Below are 18,721 nucleotides of genomic sequence, written 5' to 3' on the forward strand. Positions count from 1 at the left end.
ATTTAAACCAACAGAGTGAGGCTATATGGTTGCCAGCATGACGGGATTTGCCCGCCAAGAAGTTACCTACGACTGGGGCACGCTGACCTGGGAGATTCGCAGCGTCAACCACCGCTTTTTAGAGCCTCATTTTCGGCTGCCTGAAATTTTCCGCGCGATTGAACCGGAGCTGAGAACGCGTCTGCGTAAAGCATTGAGCCGCGGTAAAGTTGAAATCGCTTTGTACTACCACACCAATACCGCGAAGCCACAGGCTATTTCAATTAACGAAGAGTTACTCTGCAATCTCGCCGACGCCCTGCGACAAGTGGATGCCGCCATCACCTGTAATCCAGCCAACCCGGTTGAGGTTCTTCAATGGCCAGGTATCGTGAATAGTGCTACCACCGATCAAGAACAACTGCATGCCACCGCGCTTGAGCTTTTCGACACCACCATCAAAAGCCTTGGGGAATTCCGTCTGCGCGAAGGCAAAGAGCTGGGCCACCTCATTACCCAACGCTTGGACGCTATCGATACCGCGGTTGAAGGCGTACGCTCTCTGATTCCCGCCATACTTAGCAACCATCGAGCTAAACTGACGGAGCGTATCGCGGCGATAAAAGAAGATATCAACCCAGAGCGTCTAGAGCAGGAGTTGGTCATCTTTGCACAAAAGGCCGATGTCGACGAAGAACTGGACCGACTGATCACCCACGTCAGCGAAGTGCGGCGCACCTTGAAACAAAAAAGCCCGATTGGTCGACGCCTGGATTTTCTCATGCAGGAACTGAATCGTGAGGCCAATACGCTATCATCAAAGTCTGTCGCAGTAGACACAACGCAAACTGCGATTGAGTTAAAAATACTCATTGAGCAAATGCGCGAGCAGATCCAAAATATTGAATAGCCACTAGAATTACCCTGAAACCCCAGAAGTAGAGAATCCATGTCATCCACACAGGGCACCTTGTATACCGTCAGCGCACCCTCCGGCGCCGGCAAAACTAGCCTCGTTCAGGCACTGATCGAGTCTACTAACGATATCTGCTCATCAGTATCCAATACCACCCGGCCGATGCGTCCGGGGGAGCAAGACGGTATTGACTACCATTTCACCAGTGTTGAAGACTTCACGCAGATGCTAAATGACAACGCCTTTCTTGAGCACGCCCAGGTGTTTGGCAATTACTACGGGACATCCAAGCAGTGGGTCGAAAACACCTTAGGGCTCGGTACCGATGTTATTTTAGAAATTGACTGGCAAGGCGCCGCGCAAGTGCGCAAGCTAATCCCAGAGACTGTGGGAATATTTATCCTACCACCCTCACAAGACGCTCTACGCAGTCGCCTCACCAGCCGCGGCCAGGACGACAATAAGGTGATCGAGTCTCGCATGCAGGCAGCGCAGGAAGAAATGTGCCATTACGTAGAAGCTGATTTCCTGATCATTAATGACCAATTCGACACCGCACTTACCCAATTTAAAGCCATCATCGAGAGCCAACGACTGACCCTCGATAGCCAACAGCGTAAATACCAAAAATTGTTATCTGACTTATTGAGCTAGCTGAGACAAAGCCGTAAACTGGCGGGCTCTTTGGATCTGGTGCATAATTCAACACACCCCTTGAATTTCCTGAGGTAACACCCACGTTTTAAGGGTGGTGCATCGCTACTCACCAGTAGCCGACGGGATTCCCAACGAAACAATGAGTAATGCTCAGCTAGGTACCTCAACGAGGCGCCTTCAGCAAGCCAACCAGAGGCTGAGCACCCTTAAGACAACTGGAAGACATCATGGCACGTATCACTGTAGAAGATTGTTTAGATCACGTAGCAAACCGTTTTGAACTAGTACTCACTGGTAGCAAACGCGCTCGACAACTCGCCGTTGGCGGCAAAGAGCCGATGGTCCCAGAAGAAAATGACAAGCCCACTGTATTAGCGCTTCGCGAAATCAGCCAAGGCTTGGTCACTGACGAAGTACTAAACGAACCAGAAGAAGAAATCGAAGAAGCGCCATCGATGGGTGAATTCCCAACTGAATAATCCTGGTAACGATGAGAGGTAGGAGGAAAGATTGTTAACCATTGATGCCCTCGGCCATCGCCTCTCATCGTATTTGGAACCCTCACAAATTGAACAGGTCCGACGGGCCTATTACTACGCCGAGCTAGCCCACGATGGGCAGTTCCGACGCAGTGGCGAACCCTACGTTACCCACCCACTCGCCGTTGCTAACATACTCTCAACCATTCGCCTCGATCATCAAAGCTTGATGGCTGCACTGCTGCACGACGTTATCGAAGATACCGACGTCAGCAAGCGAGCTTTATCAGAGCAGTTTGGTAGTACCGTCGCCAATTTAGTTGATGGGGTGAGCAAACTCACACAATTTGAGTCTGAGTCGCCTGCCGAAAAACAAGCGGAAAACTTTCAGAAAATGGCCATGGCGATGGCCAAAGATATTCGCGTCATACTGGTTAAGCTCGCTGACCGCTTACACAACATGCGCACCATCAGCGCATTAAAACCAGAGAAAGCACGTCGAATCGCAAAAGAAACAATCGAGATTTACGCACCCATTGCGCACCGCCTCGGCATGAACGATATGCGTATCGAGTACGAAGATCGCGGTTTATCGGCACTCTATCCTCTGCGCGCAAAAAGATTACAAGCGGCGTTAAAAACGGTACGCGGCAATCGCAACGAATTAGTTGAAAAAATTCAACACGCCATCGAATTACGACTCGAACGCTACGGTATTACCGCCTTAGTACAAGGGCGAGAAAAACATTTGTATAGCATCTACCAAAAGATGCGCACCAAGAAAAAATCTTTCAAAGAAATTATGGACGTATATGCGTTTCGCATCATCGTTGAAGATATTGATACTTGCTATCGCGTACTTGGTGCAATTCACAATTTATACAAACCAGTTATTAACGAATTTAAAGATTACATCGCCATTCCGAAAGCCAACGGTTATCAAAGCCTGCACACTGTTTTAGTTGGCATGCATGGGGTACCCATCGAAGTGCAAATACGCACTAAAGACATGGATGAAATGGCAAACAGCGGCATTGCCGCTCATTGGTTATATAAAGCCAATAACAACGAATATGCTGCAGGCAGCCAAGCGCGCGCAAGACAGTGGGTGCAGGGCTTGTTGGAAATGCAACAACACGCTGGCGATTCGCTGGAATTTATCGAAAACGTCAAAATCGACCTCTTTCCAGACGAAGTCTACGTGTTCACACCTAAAGGCCGTATCGTCGAATTACCCGCAGGTGCTACTCCTGTAGATTTTGCCTATGCAGTGCATACCGATATTGGAAACCGTTGCGTCGCGTGCCGTATTAACGACCGCTTAGCGCCACTGTCGCAGACGCTCGAAAGCGGCCAACGCGTCAAGATTATTACCTCACCCAGCGCCACCCCCAACCACAACTGGTTAAACTTTGTCGTATCAGGTAAGGCACGCAGTGGTATTCGCCACTTCCTGAAAAGTCAGCTACATAACCAATCGGCAGAGTTGGGACACCGAATTTTAAACCGCGCCTTAACCAACGCGGGTAGCAGTATTGAAAAGCTAACCGAAGAGCAAGTTAACAAACTGCTTAAAGAAACCGGCGCAAAGTCATTAGACGAAATTCTTGAAGATATCGGTTTAGGTAATCGCATAGCATTTGCCATTGCAAAAATGCTGGTACCAAAAGGCCTCGACGAAGAAGAATCCGCAACAAATATTTATTCACCACTGACCATCGATTCAACCGAGGGCATGGTAGTTAGTTTTGCGCGCTGCTGTCGACCCATTCCAGGTGATCCTATTCTCGGACATATTAGTGCTGGAAAGGGTTTAGTCATTCACCAAGAACATTGTCACAATATTGCTGAAAGCCGTAACAACCCTGAAAAAATTAGCCACGTTAATTGGGCTCCCTCCGTTAGTGGTGAGTTTTTAGTGGATGTTCGTGTTGAAGTAGAATCGGAACGCGGCATTATTGCGTCACTGGCGACTCGCATTGCAGAGCAGGGCGCCCACATCGAACAGATTACCGTGGACGAACGCGATGCGCACAACAGCGTCATTCATCTATGCCTCGGTGTTAAAAACCGTATTCACCTCGCTAACATTATGCGCCGCATTCGCATCATGAGCCCCGTTATACGCATCACGCGGGCAAAAAATTAACGCATACCTTTTTAATTTGAAGGACTGAACATGACAAACAAAGCCATCATCCACACGGATAAGGCCCCCGAAGCCATTGGAACCTATTCACAAGCAGTTAAAGTGCAAAGTACTGTGTACTTATCCGGACAAATCCCACTGGACCCAGAAACTATGACGATGGTGGAGGGCGATTTTGCGGCGCAAGCGCATCAAGTATTTAAAAACTTGAGTGCCGTATGCGAAGCCGCTGATGGCTCATTAGCGGATATTGTGAAGCTCAATATTTTTATGACTGACCTCAGCAACTTCCCGATTGTAAATGAAGTCATGGCGCAATATTTCGACGAGCCCTTTCCCGCTCGCGCCGCCGTGGGCGTAAAAGAACTCCCGAAAGGCGCCCAAGTGGAAGCTGACGGTATTTTAGTTATCTAAATCAGCCCACCTTCAGCCAATACTTGCCGATACCCTTCACGAAAAGTTGGGTATCGGTATTGAAATCCCTCTGCTAACAACTTTGCATTTGAACATCGCTTATTACCACGTTGATAATCACCTGCAGGCACGTGACGCGTCTTGTCGCAAGTGTTCGCCTCGCTAGGCAACGCCATCTGCTCGGCCAACCACGTTTTCACCTCGCGCAACATTACTGGCTCACAATCAGTGGCCAAATATAACGTATCGAGTTTATCGTCACTGTTATCTCGCTCCAGCAGATAACTCAGTACGGCGGCCGCGTCATCGGCATGAATACGATTACTGTAACCGTTACCGCGACGGTCTCCGTCCCGAACTTGCGTAATTAATCGCGTTCTCCCAGGCCCATAGATACCCGAAAAACGTACCACCGTCGTTGGCAAGCCGCTGGATAACACACGCCGCTCTCCCGCTAAGACATGTTCTCCGGCATAGCTGCCCGGTAGCGTTTCCGATGTTTCATCAACCCAATCACCTGAAGACTGACCATAAACACTGGTGCTTGAAACAAAAAATACTCGCTTGGGTCGGCTAGACAATGACATCAGCGTAGCAATTATGCCCCGCAAATTATCTCCGTAAGCTTGGCGATAGCCATTTTCGGAACGCTCACCAGGTACTAGCGTGATGATCACGTAATCTATTCGCGGCGGCAGCGCCTCGCGTGGCAGGCCATTGTTTAAGTCACAGCTAATGCCCTTAATCGATGCAGGTAGGGCTGCGATGTGTCGACGCACGCCGATACATTGAAAATCGTCTCCTAATTGCGCCGCGACACGTATTGCAACATCACCGCAGCCAATCATTAAAACATTTGTTATCATCGAAAAACTTAATAGCCTCTATTTATCAAGCACACCCACATTGGATTAGCGATATGACTCTGACAGAACTCCGCTACATTGTCACTCTGGCACGAGAGCAGCATTTTGGACGCGCTGCCGAGCGCTGCTTTGTCTCTCAACCAACGCTAAGTATCGCAGTAAAAAAACTTGAGGAAGAACTCGGTGTACCAATATTTGAGCGCACCAAATCCCGTGTTCATCCAACACCCCTCGGCGAAAAAGTGATAGCGCAGGCGCAACTGGTATTGGAACAAACCGCTGCCATTAAAGACATCGCCAGCTCTGGCAAAGATCAACTCAATACCCCGCTGCAAGTCGGCGCTATTTTTACGATCGGCCCTTATCTGTTTCCACAGTTTATTCCTGAGCTACAACACTTAGCACCAGACATGCCGCTATACGTGGAGGAAAGCTACACCGCCACGTTGCGCCATCGATTGCGAAACGGTGAGCTGGACGCAATTATTGTCTCGCTACCGTTTACTGAGGCGGATGTTGTCACTAAGCCCCTGTACGACGAACCGTTCGTGGTGCTGATGCCACACAACCATCCCCTAGCGGCTAAACAAAGTATTGAAGCAGATGACCTGAACGCTCATAACGTATTGCTACTGGGTGAAGGGCACTGTTTCCGAGACCAAGTACTACGCGCCTGCCCAAAACTAGAACCCACCTTGGATTCTGGTAATCATGTACGCACCGCATCCGAAGGTAGCTCACTAGAGACCCTCAAGCATATGGTAGTCTCGGGACTTGGCATCACCATCCTACCCGCGAGCGCAGCAATTACTCACCAGTACGCGCAAAACCTGTTGACGGTTCGACCATTCGCCGACCCGGCACCAACCCGTACTGTTGCACTCGCATGGCGCGCAAGCTACCCACGTTTAAAAGCCATCGACAAAGTCAGTGAGGCCATTCAGCAGTGTCAGAAGCCATCCTTAGACAATGTGTTGAACGCATCCCGGTAAATAAATAGATCGTAAGCCGCCTGTTACTGACTTACGACATTGCAGACCAATGACTAACATTAAAGCCAACCAAGATCGTTTACTCAGCGAACGCCCGGTGACCGAGCTAAAAGGCGTTGGCGCGAGCCTAGCCGCTAAACTGACAAAGCTAGGCTTATACACACTGCAAGATTGTCTATTTCATTTGCCCGCGCGCTATCAAGATCGAACCCGCGTCACGCCACTCGGCTCCCTGCAACCACTTCAAGATGTTGTCGTCGAAGGACGAGTGCGCGGCTGCGATATCGTGTTCGGTAAGCGTCGCAGCATGCTGTGTGTTATCGACGATGATACCGGGCGTCTGTCTTTGCGCTTTTATCATTTTTCAAATGCGCAAAAGCAACGCTTAACCGAAGGGACAAAAATTCGCTGTTTTGGTGAAACGCGTCGAGGTTCCACCGGGCTAGAAATGTATCACCCAGAATATCAGTTGCTTGATGAGCAAAACGAATCGTTAGAAGAATCATTAACCCCAGTCTATCCCGCAACAGAGGGCATCACTCAGCCACGACTTCGCAATTTAATTCAGCAATCTCTGGCACTGTTATCGGATCAAAACCTACCCGAATTACTTGATGAATCACTGCGACAACACGTCAATCAAGTGAGCCTATTAGACGCTCTACGATTTTTGCACGCGCCTCCCAGCGATGCACCATTGTCTCAGCTACTGGAAGGAGAGCATCCTTATCAGCAGCGGCTAGCATTTGAAGAATTACTTGCTCACCATTTAACACTGCTCCAAGCGCGCGCCGAAGTGCAGCAACATCGCGCGCCTGAACTGTTATATCACAGCGACGTAATTCATCATTTCCGCAGCACATTACCATTTACATTAACCAACGCGCAGCAGCGCGTATTCGAAGAAATCAATGCTGACATTTGCAGCAGTAAACCGATGCTGCGCCTAGTTCAAGGCGACGTAGGATCGGGCAAAACATTGGTCGCCGCACTCAGCGCATTGCAAGCCGTCAGCAATGGATATCAAGCCGCCATCATGGCACCGACAGAAATTCTTGCAGAACAGCACCGAATTAATTTTTCGCTCTGGTTTGAAGCCCTCAACATTTCAGTTTGTGCATTAACGGGAAGACAAAAGGTTGCGGAGAAACGTGCATCATTAGAGGCTATTGCCAATGGCCAAGCGCAAATCGTAATCGGTACACACGCGCTGATCCAAGACGATGTCGTCTTCAACAATCTCGGCATCATGGTAATTGACGAACAGCATCGATTCGGCGTGCAACAGCGCTTGGCGTTGCGCCAAAAGGGACGTGATGGCCTGTTTCCCCATCAACTGATCATGACAGCCACACCCATACCTCGCACGCTCGCCATGAGCGCCTATGCCGATCTTGATTGTTCGGTAATTGACGAGCTTCCACCAGGACGCACACCCGTTGAAACAGTAGTTATTAGCCAACAACGGCGCGATCAAGTGGTTGCACGAGTCGACCAGGCCTGCCAAGAGGGTCGGCAGGCTTATTGGGTATGTACACTGATTGAAGAATCCGAAGTGCTCGAAGCACAAGCCGCAGAAGCCAGCGCAGTAGCCTTGCAAGCGGCACTACCCAATCTTCGTGTTGGCCTTATCCATGGACGGATTAAAGGACCAGAGAAAGAAGCCGTGATGACTCAATTTAAACAAGGGGAACTGGATCTTTTGGTTGCGACCACGGTGATTGAGGTCGGAGTCGATGTACCAAACGCGAGTTTAATGATTATCGAAAACCCCGAGCGGCTCGGGCTCGCACAGCTGCATCAATTACGGGGCCGAGTCGGTCGTGGCACAGCGGTGAGCCACTGTGTGCTGCTCTACAGCGCACCCTTGTCGCAAACGGCCAAATCCCGCTTACAAGTCATGCGCGAAAGTAGCGACGGCTTTCTGATAGCTGAAAGGGACTTAGAGATTCGCGGGCCCGGTGAAGTCTTAGGTACTCGTCAAACCGGCGAGCTTCAGTTTAAGGTTGCCGATCTGCAACGCGATGCACACTTACTTGACGATATTCATGCTGCCGCAGCATTGATTCAACACCAACCGCAAGCACAACTCATCAGCCAGCGCTGGCTGGGGCGTAATGCCCGTTACGCTAGCGTATAGCTTTCCATCTCAGAACCAAAACCCGAAAAACTAAGTCACAAAACCATTAAATCTATCGGTTTTTTCTAGCACGCCGCTTATCTCTACTACACTCTAAATAGTAAAGGGTAGATATGATCAATCCGTCCCTTTCGGAGATTTGAAATCGCCAACTAGATTGACCTTAGGCGATAGACCATAGTCAAAAAGGAGTTCATGTGGCAGTCCCATCCAGTGTTCGTAACCTACTCGAACTACAAAATGTAAAATATCACATCGCTGAAATGAGCCTGCAAAGCATGGGGCTCTCTGTCACGGCAGCGGAAGAAAGCAACATTCCACGCCGCGTTCGCTCTGTCATACTCAAAGATACACTCGGCAAGGTGCAAGTCTTATTTCCACAGGATTGCCTGTTGGACCTAAACCAACTGAATCAGCAGCTAGCGAGACAACTAAGGGCTTCGACTCACGATGACTTAATGGCTTTTTATGCGCAACATCATGTCGACTCAGTACCGGCTTTACCAAAGTTTGGTGGCTTTCCTACGGTCGTCGATGAACGGTTATTCTCTTTAGACACTTTACTATTGGATTCGGGAGTTCCGACCGAATTTTTGGAGATCACCCAGCAAGAATTTCAAAATATTATCGGTGACGCCACCCGACAGTCTTTTTGCATCCCGATTAAAAGTATCGAAGAGCCCGCTCATCTCGATGATAGCGAACAAATTTTTGATGCCGTTAAAAACTTTACATCCCTGCGTATTAAACAACGCTTAGATGAAACCCTAGAGTTGCCTCCGCTCCCTAGCACGGCTCAACGTATTATTGGTTTACGAGTTGACCCCAATGCCGATGTCAGCGACCTGTCAAACATTGTCGAAACAGACCCCAGTTTAGCGGCGCAGGTCGTCAGCTGGGCGGCATCGCCTTACTACTCTGCGCCGGGGAAAATTAAATCGATCCACGATGCTATCGTGCGCGTACTGGGTTTCGATATGGTATTGAACCTTTCTCTAGGCTTAGCGCTAGGAAAATCACTTAATTTACCTAAAGATCACCCTCAAGGAATAACACCCTATTGGCAGCACGCCGTCTATGCAGCGGCAACGGTAGAAGGTTTGGTGACCGCAATTCCTCGTGAACACCGCCCCAGTTTTGGCATGGCCTATTTATCCGGGCTCTTAAATAACTTTGGTTTTTTGATTTTAGGGGAAGTCTTTCCACCGTATTTTGAACTTATCAACCGCTATCTTGAAGTGAACCCAGACGTTCCCACCAATGTGATTGAAAGGCACATCATTGGTGTTACACGCGAGCAATTAGCGAGCTGGCTCATGAGTTCTTGGCACATGCCAGAAGAAGTTGTGGTGGCATTAAGACATCAACACAATCCCAACTATTCTGGTGAACATGCTGTATTTGCTAAATTATTATACTTAACGAATGCAAAACTGAGAGAGCGTAGTATTGGTCGTGGCCCAGTACATGAAATCCCGCAATCTCTATATCAGGATCTTCATCTCGACCCTGACCAAGTAGAGATCACTATTAGTAACATCATGGATTCAACAGAAGAGCTCAGTGTGATTGCTCAACAACTCGCCACCTAATAGCGAACCTTGTTTGGCAATTGCGTTACTAGCGCTTGTAATTGATCATTGTAAGCGTAGCTGTTACGGAGTAATTCGATAAATCGCTGCCATTTTCGACGAATTTTTTTCAACGCCAAAAAATCTACGTAATTACATAGCGGAACCCAGTCTGAGTTACCAATATTGTCAACAATAACTAACTTACTCTTTTCTTCGTCAATTCGCGACAAGACAATATTTTTGGGCTTCAGCGTCATTGTGACCACCCGGTGACTAATAAGATAGTCGTGTAAACCTACCAAGGCGTTACCTATTTGATCACGAAACTGCGACGTCAGCTCGGGGTTTTCAAGATAATAATTAAGCGCCAAGGACACCTTGCCATCGCAATCACGAATGAGATCAAACACTGCCGCCTTACCTTTGTTGGTATTCACCCAACCGTGATAACGCGGCAACATTTTCCAGTCGATATGTCGTTTTTTTAGGACGTTGTAATAGCGAATTTCACGATCGGTTTCGCTTGTATCGCCACGAACGACCACTTTGACGCAAAGATTTTCATTGCTGGGGTGTTGATAACACTCTCGATGATAGCCACGGGCAATAAATAAGTCTTCAGGTACCGTTAACATCCGCTCTCCTTAGCGACGGTGAATTACTAGTCATATTAAAAACTTTGCAGGGAAAGTAGTAGAGGCTTCTAAATTGCGGCGGCGATTGTACACACATTCATATTTGATGTGAATTGTCTCGCTTTGCTTAGAATAACGCCTCAATAAAGACCACCAGCCCATACACCACAACACAAGTGATCAATGCCAAGATAACGATAGCGGTGCGTACAAAGGGAGGATTTTTTGTCGGTGGGTGTCCATAGCGATTTTGTGTCGCTGAACCAGGTTTCGTTAGCAGCAATGCAAGGAGAGGAGCATTTAAAAGCGGTAAAAAAAGTAGCAATGACCAATTCGGGGATAAATCGCAATCTGCCAAACGTCGACGCGAGGGAATTTGGTGAGGTATTAAACCCACCACATATAAGACAATTATTACCGCTATCGGCCAATTACCCATCGACCAGTCAGGCCGATCGTTCACCACATTCACCAACGCCCACAAACATGCCGACGCCATAACCACGTAAACGAGAAAATAGAGCAGGGTGAAAAATATAAACCGCAACCGACCAATACGTGCCGTTGCGATTAAGAGGTCATTGAACTGTGTCATACCGGCACAGCATATCAGAATTTACTAAGGCTATTAACAAGCAGCTGTTGGCTTATTCTACCTTTTACTTTAACTATTTGGTGTTGCCAAGGTTATGTCAGAATCTTCGGCGCCGTGTTGCGCCACATTTTCCTGTCGGAGTGAAACCCAATGCTGAAGTCTTTCACGTAAGCGCATGATGTTGACGGGTTTTGGGATGTGATCGTTCATTCCTGCTTCGGCAAAACGTGTTTGATATTCGGCCATTGCGTGTGCGGTCAACGCGACAATGGGGACTGCGGGTAATGCGTTTTCCCGCTCGTGCACGCGAATTCTCGCGGACGCTTCATACCCATCCATTACCGGCATTTCGCAATCCATTAAAATACAATCGTAGCATTCACTTAACTCACAGTATTTGTCCAATGCAAGCTTGCCGTTGTCTACAAGATGCAAATCGTAACCCAAACGCTTGAGCATGCCGGTAATCACCATTTGATTCACGTGATTATCCTCTACTACCAGAATTTTTCCACCACTTGCATTGCTATCACTTTGCTGGACTGTTGCTGCCGATGCCCCTTGAATATCTTGACCCGTAGTTTCAATCAGTGCATCTAGAAGCCTATAAGCAGTAACCGGTTTCAAAAGCGGTTTATCGACACCAAACGTTTCCAGCTGACTTGTATCCAACATATGATGCGGTGATGCGCACAACAGAAAGCAACTACTCGGCGACAAGTCATGCCACTGCTCAAGTAGCGGCCCTAATAAATGTGGATCATTTTCAGCAGCACAGTCCACCATAACGAAATCAAATGCCGTTCCCTCGTCCCGTGCGCGCGAAAGAACTTCAATCGACTCTTCAATACTCAAGGCAAAATCGGCATTGATTCCCCAACCTAAACAATGATCACGATAGATATGGGGCAGCTCTTGACTAGTGCCAATAAACAGAATGCGCTTATCCGCAATAGAACCGGTATCGCGCTGATTAGACGATACAAAATCGGCTGATGCTTGAACAAACGGAATGGTAAACCAGAAACAAGAGCCTTTACCTTTTTCACTCTCTACACCAATGTCACCCCCCATGAGGTTAACCAGCTGTTTACAAATGCTTAGCCCCAATCCTGTGCCGCCATATTGACGAGTCGTTGACTTATCCCCTTGGGTAAACGCTTCGAATAAATTGAGTTGCGACTCTGGCGAAATGCCGATACCCGTATCCTGTACCTCAAAACGGATAAACGCACTTTCGCCAGCACGCTGCGGATTAATTTTTGCGACTCTTAAAATCACCTTGCCATTTTCGGTAAACTTGACGGCATTACTACACAAATTCAGTATCACCTGCCGTATACGCACACTATCCCCGTGAATACAGAGTGGCAGTGCCTGCTCAATTATTACCATTAACTCTATCGTTTTCTGTTCCGCAACATTTGCAAATACTGAGGTTGCCTCGGTGCACAACTCATCAATACTAAAGTCAATACTGTCGAGCGACATTTTACCTGCCGATATTTTCGAGAGGTCGAGAATATCATTGATGATATTCAGCAGTGATTGCCCTGAGTTTTGAATAATATTGAGATATTCTTTTTGTTGCTTATCTAACTTTGTCCCTTGAAGCAGCTCTGCGATCCCCAACACTCCGTTCATCGGCGTACGGATTTCATGACTCATAATTGCCAAGAACTCGCTCTTCGCTTTGTTTTCAGTTTCCGCTTGGATAATGCGCTGGCGCGCCTCCATTTCCTCCTCTCTTGCGGCTAAACGAAATTCTAAGTATCGCTCTTGCTCTTGTTGAGCCACTCTCTTACTTTGTTCCAGCTTCTCCTCCGCTATTTTTCTTTCTGCATAGGTAGTGCCAAACCGCCTGGAGATATAGAACAAAATATACGTCATCATCATCAATGTTGCGGAAACACATAGAGTCAGGATGGATACGGGAAGGTAAAGCCAACCACTCGCATCGGAAACATTCGCGATGGCAGTCACCGTCACGATGCTCCAGGCGATAAAAAAAGGTTGTACATTTTTGTTGCCAGACCATAGCAAGTAGCCACTTGTGGCTAATATCAAAAGGCAGCCGATCGCAGCAAAAATTAATACAATTTGAATACTTATTTCGTAAGAAAGAAAAGGGCTCAAACCACATAGCGCTAGTAAAGAAAATACATACCCGTTCACATAAGGTCGTATCTCTGGATACTGATGGCCGCTGTTACCGACATTGATGAACAGTAACGCTAAAAAGATATGCAATGACGCCATCGTGACTGGAATAAAGTATTGGTTTACATCGGGATAACTTGGCCAAAAAAACTGAAAGCCTAACCCCGACAGGCTCATCATTAACATCAAAAGAGAACTAATAATGCCAGCGTAATATAAGTAATAAATACGATGCACGGCAACAAATAGCGTGATGAAGGCCAACACGAAAGCAAACACAAGGCCACCATAGATGCCCGACAAAATAGTGCGGCGCTGGTCGTAAACGTTAAACGCCTCATCACCCCAAGCACGAATGGGAAAGTCCATCGAGCCTGCGCTATTCACGGTAAACTGCACTCGCGCCCGTTCACCCGGATCCAGCACTACGGGAAATGCAAAATACTGCGTTATGATCGGACGTTGCGCGAAAGGGTACGCATCACCGAATGTAAATTCTTTGTGAGTATTACTACTGTCAATTAAGTATGAAGCACTAACCTCATCGAGGTGAGGTGTTTCAAGCTCTACCACCAAGTTAAGAGCCTGCCCGCTGTGATTAACAAATTCACTTTGATACTTAACAACATGCCGACCAATCCCACGGTAAACACGCGAGCGCGTTAACGGAGTCCAGCTGGGAACCTGAGCCTGTTGCTGTGAACTCGTTTGATCTAGCTGTTCTTGAAAAGCAAAACAACGGGTAATGTTGCGACCGGTAGGCTGTTCTTTAAATTCACAAACAGGAGCAGAGCCATTTAAATCCGGTGACGCCGAAAGACAAGGCGATATGCAAAGCAAGCTACTCACCAAAACACTTACAGCAGGTAGCTTAGAGACTAGGGATGTTACAAGGCGCTGAATAAGAATGACCAACAACTCACTCCTAGTTTGTTGCTCGTCGGTTTAGCTACACCGCTGGATGTGCTTATAAACGTAAGCGTTGTGAATAAAGGTGAGTAGCAAGAATCGACGGCTTTTTAGTTGTGTAATTTATTTTAATTATTCCCTGTATTTTGCGTGCTAAGTGGGAAACACCCAGCGCTATCGGGCCGAATAGTTATAGCACACTTACATAGGCGCACCTAGACAAGCCATATGCCAAATTAATGATTCTGCCGCCAGCGTGCGTTTCCACTCACCACGGCAAGCAGCCCAGTTCAACAGCACCCCCTGGCCAGCTACCTGGGGCTACCTCATACACCAGAAAATTCATCGGAGCGCGAACGCTGCCATGAGGCTGAACAATCATGACTTCTCGCTCTGCCCCTTTCCAACCCAATTGCTGATAGAAAGGAACCAATTCATTCCGGCAGAATAATGCCGAGACTGACAACAGCCATTCAGTCTCGACAAATCGCAATGCTTCGTCGATCAACTGAGTGGCGAAACCCTGATTCTGACACTCAGGTGCCGTCACCACACCACCGATACCTGCCACTTCGAGATCGTGACTACCCACTCGAATAGTCTGACGCAGCAAACCGCACTTAGAAACCGGCATATCTTGCTGGTACATCACCAAGTGAAGGTCCTTTGGCCGCCAAATAAGGTTAAATTGCTCAGACGCAAAGATATCGTCTCCCCACTCGAGCAAAGTACGCTTCTCAATATCATTCAAGGTCAGTTTGTATTCAAAACTCATTATTTCAGGTTCCTTGCCTAGCCATTGCAGCATTGCGCACTCACAATGCCACAGCACTCCATAGCCGTTACTAGACTCACGCCGAAGCATTACAGATGCCGCGTCGTCTGTCCACGCGCCACACCACCGCGCTCTTGATTCGGGATAGGCAGCGGAACATACTGTGCGCCTTTTCCACTCACCTGAAACCTACACAATTGCATACCACTATGAGCCAGTATTGGAGCGACATCGTTCACACACTCACCCCTTATGTGCCGGGCGAGCAACCTAAAATCACTAACCTGATAAAACTGAATACCAACGAGTGCCCCTATGGCCCTTCACCAAAGGCAATAGAGGCCATCAAGGCAGCCAGCAACGATGACCTTCGTTTATACCCAGATCCAAACGGTGACGCACTAAAAGATGCGCTGGCAAAACGGTTTCAGCTTGAGCGTAACCAAGTGTTTGTTGGCAACGGCTCCGACGAAATTCTGGCTCACACGTTTATAGGCCTACTGAAACGCGATAAGCCCTTACTATTCCCCGATATTACCTATAGCTTTTATCCGGTTTATTGTCGGCTATATGACGTGAACTTTAACCAAGTGCCACTCAACGATCACTTTGAGATCGATATTGAAAGCTACCAACAGCCCTGTGGCGGCGTCATTATTCCTAACCCCAATGCGCCGACCGGTGCATTATTGCCACTAGACAAGATTGAACAACTGGCGCAACAGCATGCCGATGTACCCGTTGTCATTGACGAAGCCTATATTGATTTCGGAGGCGCTTCAGCAGCTAGCCTCATTAACCGGTTCCCCAATTTGTTGGTGATCCAGACATTTTCAAAATCCCGTTCGCTTGCAGGCTTACGCGTAGGCTTTGCACTCGGTAACGCAGACTTGATAGCCGGGTTAGAAAGAGTCAAAAACAGCTTTAACTCCTACCCGCTCGATCGACTGGCACTCGCCGGGTCGGTGGCATCAGTAGAAGACGAGGAATATTTCGATGATTGTTGCCGACGCGTCATTGCCACTCGCACTCAGCTTGTCGCTGCACTAGATAATTTAGGCTTTTCTACCCTACCCAGTGCCGCAAATTTCGTATTCACCCAACATCCGGATAACAATGCCGCATCCCTAGCGGAGCAACTGAGAGCGCGCAATATTATCGTCAGGCACTTTAAGCAAGGCCGTATCGACAATTTCTTACGGATCAGCATCGGCAGTGAAGCCGAAATCACCGCATTGATCGAAGCACTCACCAACATCCTAAAAAAATAGCTCCAGGTTTACTTAAATAACAAAGAGCACTGGAAACCGAATAATCAGTATAATTTTTCGTGATTGTTCAGCAAGCCTCCGTCGCACGGGGGCTTTGCCGTATCGCTCGCTCCAACCCCATTGGCTTTACCCGACTTAACAAAGACACAGATAGCTTCAGCTGCTATAGTAGCGGGCTGTTAGAACGTTCAGCATACGCCGCATCGGCGAACCTTTCGGAGGAATTTTGTAATGTCCGATACCACCAAATGGGCAAAATTTAATTGGGAAGACCCTTTCCTGATTGACGATCAACTCACTGAAGAAGAGCGCATGGTTCGCGATACCGCTCACGCCTACTGCCAAGAAAAGCTCAAACCTCGTGTGCAAGAAGCCTTTCGCAAAGAGCAAACTGACCCAGAGATCTTCCGTGAAATGGGTGAGCTCGGCTTACTCGGATCCTCTATCGAAGGCTACGGCTGCCCAGGCTTTAACTACGTCAGCTACGGCTTAATCGCCCGCGAAGTAGAGCGCGTTGATTCCGGCTATCGCTCAATGATGAGCGTGCAATCCAGCCTCGTGATGTTTCCTATCTACGCTTACGGCAGCGAAGAGCAAAAACAAAAATACCTACCTAAATTAGCCACCGGCGAATACATTGGCTGCTTCGGCTTAACCGAACCAGACCACGGATCCGACCCTGGCAGCATGGTAACGCGCGCGAAAAAAGTCGACGGCGGCTACCTACTGAACGGCGCAAAAATGTGGATCAGTAATTCACCCATCGCCGACGTATTTGTTGTATGGGCAAAAACTGAAGACAACGTGATTCGCGGCTTCATTCTTGAGAAAGGCATGAAAGGTCTTTCTGCTCCAAAGATCGAAGGCAAACTCGCATTGCGCGCATCTATCACCGGTGAAATCGTGATGGAAGATGTGCTCGTTCCAGAAGAAAACTTAATGCCTGGCGTTGAAGGCTTAAAAGGCCCATTCGGCTGCTTGAACAGCGCACGCCTTGGTATTTCTTGGGGCGCACTCGGCGCCGCTGAAGATTGCTGGCACGCCGCTCGCCAATACACCATGGATCGCAAACAGTTTGGTCGTCCATTGGCGGCAAACCAAATCATTCAGAAAAAACTTGCCATCATGCAAACCGAAATCACCCTTGGCTTGCAAGGCTGCCTACGTGCAACGCGCATGAAAGATAACGGCACGCTTTCTCCGGAAGTGATTTCACTATTGAAGCGCAACAGCTGTGTGAAAGCCTTGGACGTAGCACGTGAAGCACGCGATATGCACGGCGGCAATGGTATTTCTGACGAATACCCGGTCATGCGCCATATGGTGAACCTGGAAGTGGTCAACACCTATGAAGGTACGCAAGACGTTCACGCATTGATTCTTGGTCGCGCACAAACAGGTATTCAAGCGTTTTTCTAACGCTTGCCAATTCCTTGGTGATAAAAGGGATATAGGGTTGCCTATATCCCTTTTTTATTTCCAGACAACGATCGCTAAAAACGCACCCACATAAAACCGTCGCAGATAACGATAGCCACAAGATAACTTTGCCTAGTATAGAACATCGGCTACCATAGGCGACTTATCGATCATCAACTCCTTACATTACAACAATACACTCTCTTCGGGACCCATTATGGAATTACTTATTGCTGGTCTAGTTATTTTTTTCGCTATCCATTTAGTGCCCACCATCGCGGGCTTCCGTACGACACTAATCGCAAAACTTTCAGCAAAAGGCTACAAAGGGTTATTCGCCGCCGTCGCGCTCATCGGCTTGGTGTTGATTGTGATAGGGAAAGGCCAAGCACCTTTTGAAGTGCTCTATAACCCTCCAGCATGGGGTCGCCATCTAACAATGCTGTTAGTGCTTATTGCATTTATCCTTTTCCCTGCCGCACACATGAAAACCAATATAAAACGTGTCACTCGCCACCCCATGTTATGGGGTATTGCGGCTTGGTCGGTCGGGCATTTACTCGCAAACGGCGACAAAGCATCGGTATTGCTGTTTGGTAGCTTTTTGGTGTATTCGTTTTTCAGTATGTTTTCTAGCACTATGCGTGGTGCAAAAAAGCAAACAACCAAATGGCCAGTGAAAAAAGACATTGTTGTATTCGTTGCAGGACTAACCGTGTACATCGTGTTCTTATTTTTACATCCGTACTTATTTGGCTACGCGGTTATCCCCCGTTAATGCTTATTTTAAA

Annotated in this window: 16 protein-coding genes; 11 read left to right on the plus strand and 5 right to left on the minus strand. The window is 48.0% G+C overall.

Features of this window, described 5'->3' with window-relative positions; genetic code table 11:
* Positions 1-37: 37 nt before the first annotated feature.
* The 5 genes from ACZ5NB_RS19040 (at position 38) to ACZ5NB_RS19060 (ending at position 4,594) form a co-directional block, all read left to right on the plus strand.
* Positions 38-889: a YicC/YloC family endoribonuclease gene (locus ACZ5NB_RS19040; RefSeq protein ID WP_460234330.1), complete on the plus strand. Its 852-nt coding sequence runs from the start codon at positions 38-40 to the stop codon at positions 887-889.
* Positions 890-928: 39 nt separating this feature from the next.
* Positions 929-1,549 (plus strand): guanylate kinase, encoded by a 621-nt coding sequence (gene gmk / locus ACZ5NB_RS19045; RefSeq protein WP_460234332.1) that lies wholly within the window; start codon positions 929-931, stop codon positions 1,547-1,549.
* Between the two features lie 230 nt (positions 1,550-1,779).
* Positions 1,780-2,031 (plus strand): DNA-directed RNA polymerase subunit omega, encoded by a 252-nt coding sequence (rpoZ, locus tag ACZ5NB_RS19050; RefSeq protein ID WP_460234333.1) that lies wholly within the window; start codon positions 1,780-1,782, stop codon positions 2,029-2,031.
* Between the two features lie 31 nt (positions 2,032-2,062).
* Positions 2,063-4,180, plus strand: a complete 2,118-nt coding sequence (gene spoT / locus ACZ5NB_RS19055) for a bifunctional GTP diphosphokinase/guanosine-3',5'-bis pyrophosphate 3'-pyrophosphohydrolase (RefSeq protein WP_460234334.1) — start codon at positions 2,063-2,065, stop codon at positions 4,178-4,180.
* Positions 4,181-4,210: 30 nt separating this feature from the next.
* Positions 4,211-4,594: a RidA family protein gene (locus ACZ5NB_RS19060; protein WP_460234335.1), complete on the plus strand. Its 384-nt coding sequence runs from the start codon at positions 4,211-4,213 to the stop codon at positions 4,592-4,594.
* On the opposite strand, the gene ACZ5NB_RS19065 is transcribed toward ACZ5NB_RS19060, so the two are convergent.
* The gene (locus ACZ5NB_RS19065) at positions 4,591-5,460 is read right to left on the minus strand and encodes an NAD-dependent epimerase/dehydratase family protein (RefSeq protein ID WP_460234336.1); all 870 of its coding nucleotides are present in this window, start codon (positions 5,458-5,460) and stop codon (positions 4,591-4,593) included. The genes ACZ5NB_RS19060 and ACZ5NB_RS19065 overlap by 4 nt on opposite strands.
* Positions 5,461-5,513: 53 nt before the next feature.
* On the opposite strand from ACZ5NB_RS19065, the gene ACZ5NB_RS19070 reads away from it, so the two are divergent.
* The 3 genes from ACZ5NB_RS19070 to ACZ5NB_RS19080 all read left to right on the plus strand — a co-directional run bounded on the left by ACZ5NB_RS19070 (position 5,514) and on the right by ACZ5NB_RS19080 (position 10,184).
* Complete coding sequence (locus tag ACZ5NB_RS19070; RefSeq protein WP_460234337.1) at positions 5,514-6,452, plus strand: hydrogen peroxide-inducible genes activator; 939 nt, start codon at positions 5,514-5,516, stop codon at positions 6,450-6,452.
* 49 nt (positions 6,453-6,501) lie between these two features.
* On the plus strand, positions 6,502-8,592 hold the full coding sequence (gene recG, locus ACZ5NB_RS19075) for an ATP-dependent DNA helicase RecG (protein ID WP_460234338.1): 2,091 nt from the start codon (positions 6,502-6,504) through the stop codon (positions 8,590-8,592).
* A 197-nt stretch (positions 8,593-8,789) separates the two neighbouring features.
* Entirely contained in the window at positions 8,790-10,184 is a 1,395-nt protein-coding gene (locus ACZ5NB_RS19080) for an aminoacyl-tRNA deacylase and HDOD domain-containing protein (RefSeq protein ID WP_460234340.1), read from the plus strand.
* On the opposite strand, the gene ACZ5NB_RS19085 is transcribed toward ACZ5NB_RS19080, so the two are convergent.
* The 4 genes from ACZ5NB_RS19085 to ACZ5NB_RS19100 form a co-directional block, all read right to left on the minus strand.
* Positions 10,181-10,801, minus strand: a complete 621-nt coding sequence (locus ACZ5NB_RS19085) for a YrbL family protein (RefSeq protein WP_460234341.1) — start codon at positions 10,799-10,801, stop codon at positions 10,181-10,183. The genes ACZ5NB_RS19080 and ACZ5NB_RS19085 overlap by 4 nt on opposite strands.
* Before the next feature lie 127 nt (positions 10,802-10,928).
* Positions 10,929-11,396: a DUF805 domain-containing protein gene (locus tag ACZ5NB_RS19090; RefSeq protein ID WP_460234342.1), complete on the minus strand. Its 468-nt coding sequence runs from the start codon at positions 11,394-11,396 to the stop codon at positions 10,929-10,931.
* 69 nt (positions 11,397-11,465) lie between these two features.
* Positions 11,466-14,405 carry a hybrid sensor histidine kinase/response regulator gene (locus ACZ5NB_RS19095; protein WP_464107721.1) on the minus strand — a complete coding sequence of 980 codons (2,940 nt, stop codon included), beginning with the start codon at positions 14,403-14,405 and terminating at the stop codon, positions 11,466-11,468.
* 328 nt (positions 14,406-14,733) lie between these two features.
* Positions 14,734-15,273, minus strand: a complete 540-nt coding sequence (locus tag ACZ5NB_RS19100) for a GNAT family N-acetyltransferase (RefSeq protein WP_460237883.1) — start codon at positions 15,271-15,273, stop codon at positions 14,734-14,736.
* Between the two features lie 176 nt (positions 15,274-15,449).
* On the opposite strand from ACZ5NB_RS19100, the gene hisC reads away from it, so the two are divergent.
* From hisC to ACZ5NB_RS19115, 3 genes are all read left to right on the plus strand, one after another.
* Positions 15,450-16,511 carry a histidinol-phosphate transaminase gene (gene hisC / locus ACZ5NB_RS19105; RefSeq protein ID WP_464107722.1) on the plus strand — a complete coding sequence of 354 codons (1,062 nt, stop codon included), beginning with the start codon at positions 15,450-15,452 and terminating at the stop codon, positions 16,509-16,511.
* Positions 16,512-16,742: 231 nt separating this feature from the next.
* Positions 16,743-17,930 (plus strand): acyl-CoA dehydrogenase, encoded by a 1,188-nt coding sequence (locus ACZ5NB_RS19110; RefSeq protein ID WP_460234346.1) that lies wholly within the window; start codon positions 16,743-16,745, stop codon positions 17,928-17,930.
* 217 nt (positions 17,931-18,147) lie between these two features.
* Positions 18,148-18,708: an NnrU family protein gene (locus tag ACZ5NB_RS19115; protein WP_460234347.1), complete on the plus strand. Its 561-nt coding sequence runs from the start codon at positions 18,148-18,150 to the stop codon at positions 18,706-18,708.
* Positions 18,709-18,721 lie beyond the last annotated feature (13 nt).

The organism is Aurantivibrio plasticivorans, from assembly GCF_055392955.1.

Excerpts from the sequence above, each read along its gene's own strand:
- ACZ5NB_RS19090 (WP_460234342.1), bottom strand. The coding sequence starts at position 11,396 with ATGACACAGTTCAATGACCTCTTAATCGCAACGGCACGTATTGGTCGG.
- ACZ5NB_RS19040 (WP_460234330.1), top strand. The coding sequence starts at position 38 with ATGACGGGATTTGCCCGCCAAGAAGTTACCTACGACTGGGGCACGCTG.
- ACZ5NB_RS19065 (WP_460234336.1), bottom strand. The coding sequence starts at position 5,460 with ATGATAACAAATGTTTTAATGATTGGCTGCGGTGATGTTGCAATACGT.
- ACZ5NB_RS19110 (WP_460234346.1), top strand. The coding sequence starts at position 16,743 with ATGTCCGATACCACCAAATGGGCAAAATTTAATTGGGAAGACCCTTTC.
- recG (WP_460234338.1), top strand. The coding sequence starts at position 6,502 with ATGACTAACATTAAAGCCAACCAAGATCGTTTACTCAGCGAACGCCCG.
- rpoZ (WP_460234333.1), top strand. The coding sequence starts at position 1,780 with ATGGCACGTATCACTGTAGAAGATTGTTTAGATCACGTAGCAAACCGT.
- ACZ5NB_RS19070 (WP_460234337.1), top strand. The coding sequence starts at position 5,514 with ATGACTCTGACAGAACTCCGCTACATTGTCACTCTGGCACGAGAGCAG.
- ACZ5NB_RS19100 (WP_460237883.1), bottom strand. The coding sequence starts at position 15,273 with ATGCTGCAATGGCTAGGCAAGGAACCTGAAATAATGAGTTTTGAATAC.
- ACZ5NB_RS19115 (WP_460234347.1), top strand. The coding sequence starts at position 18,148 with ATGGAATTACTTATTGCTGGTCTAGTTATTTTTTTCGCTATCCATTTA.
- ACZ5NB_RS19060 (WP_460234335.1), top strand. The coding sequence starts at position 4,211 with ATGACAAACAAAGCCATCATCCACACGGATAAGGCCCCCGAAGCCATT.
- hisC (WP_464107722.1), top strand. The coding sequence starts at position 15,450 with ATGAGCCAGTATTGGAGCGACATCGTTCACACACTCACCCCTTATGTG.
- gmk (WP_460234332.1), top strand. The coding sequence starts at position 929 with ATGTCATCCACACAGGGCACCTTGTATACCGTCAGCGCACCCTCCGGC.
- ACZ5NB_RS19085 (WP_460234341.1), bottom strand. The coding sequence starts at position 10,801 with ATGTTAACGGTACCTGAAGACTTATTTATTGCCCGTGGCTATCATCGA.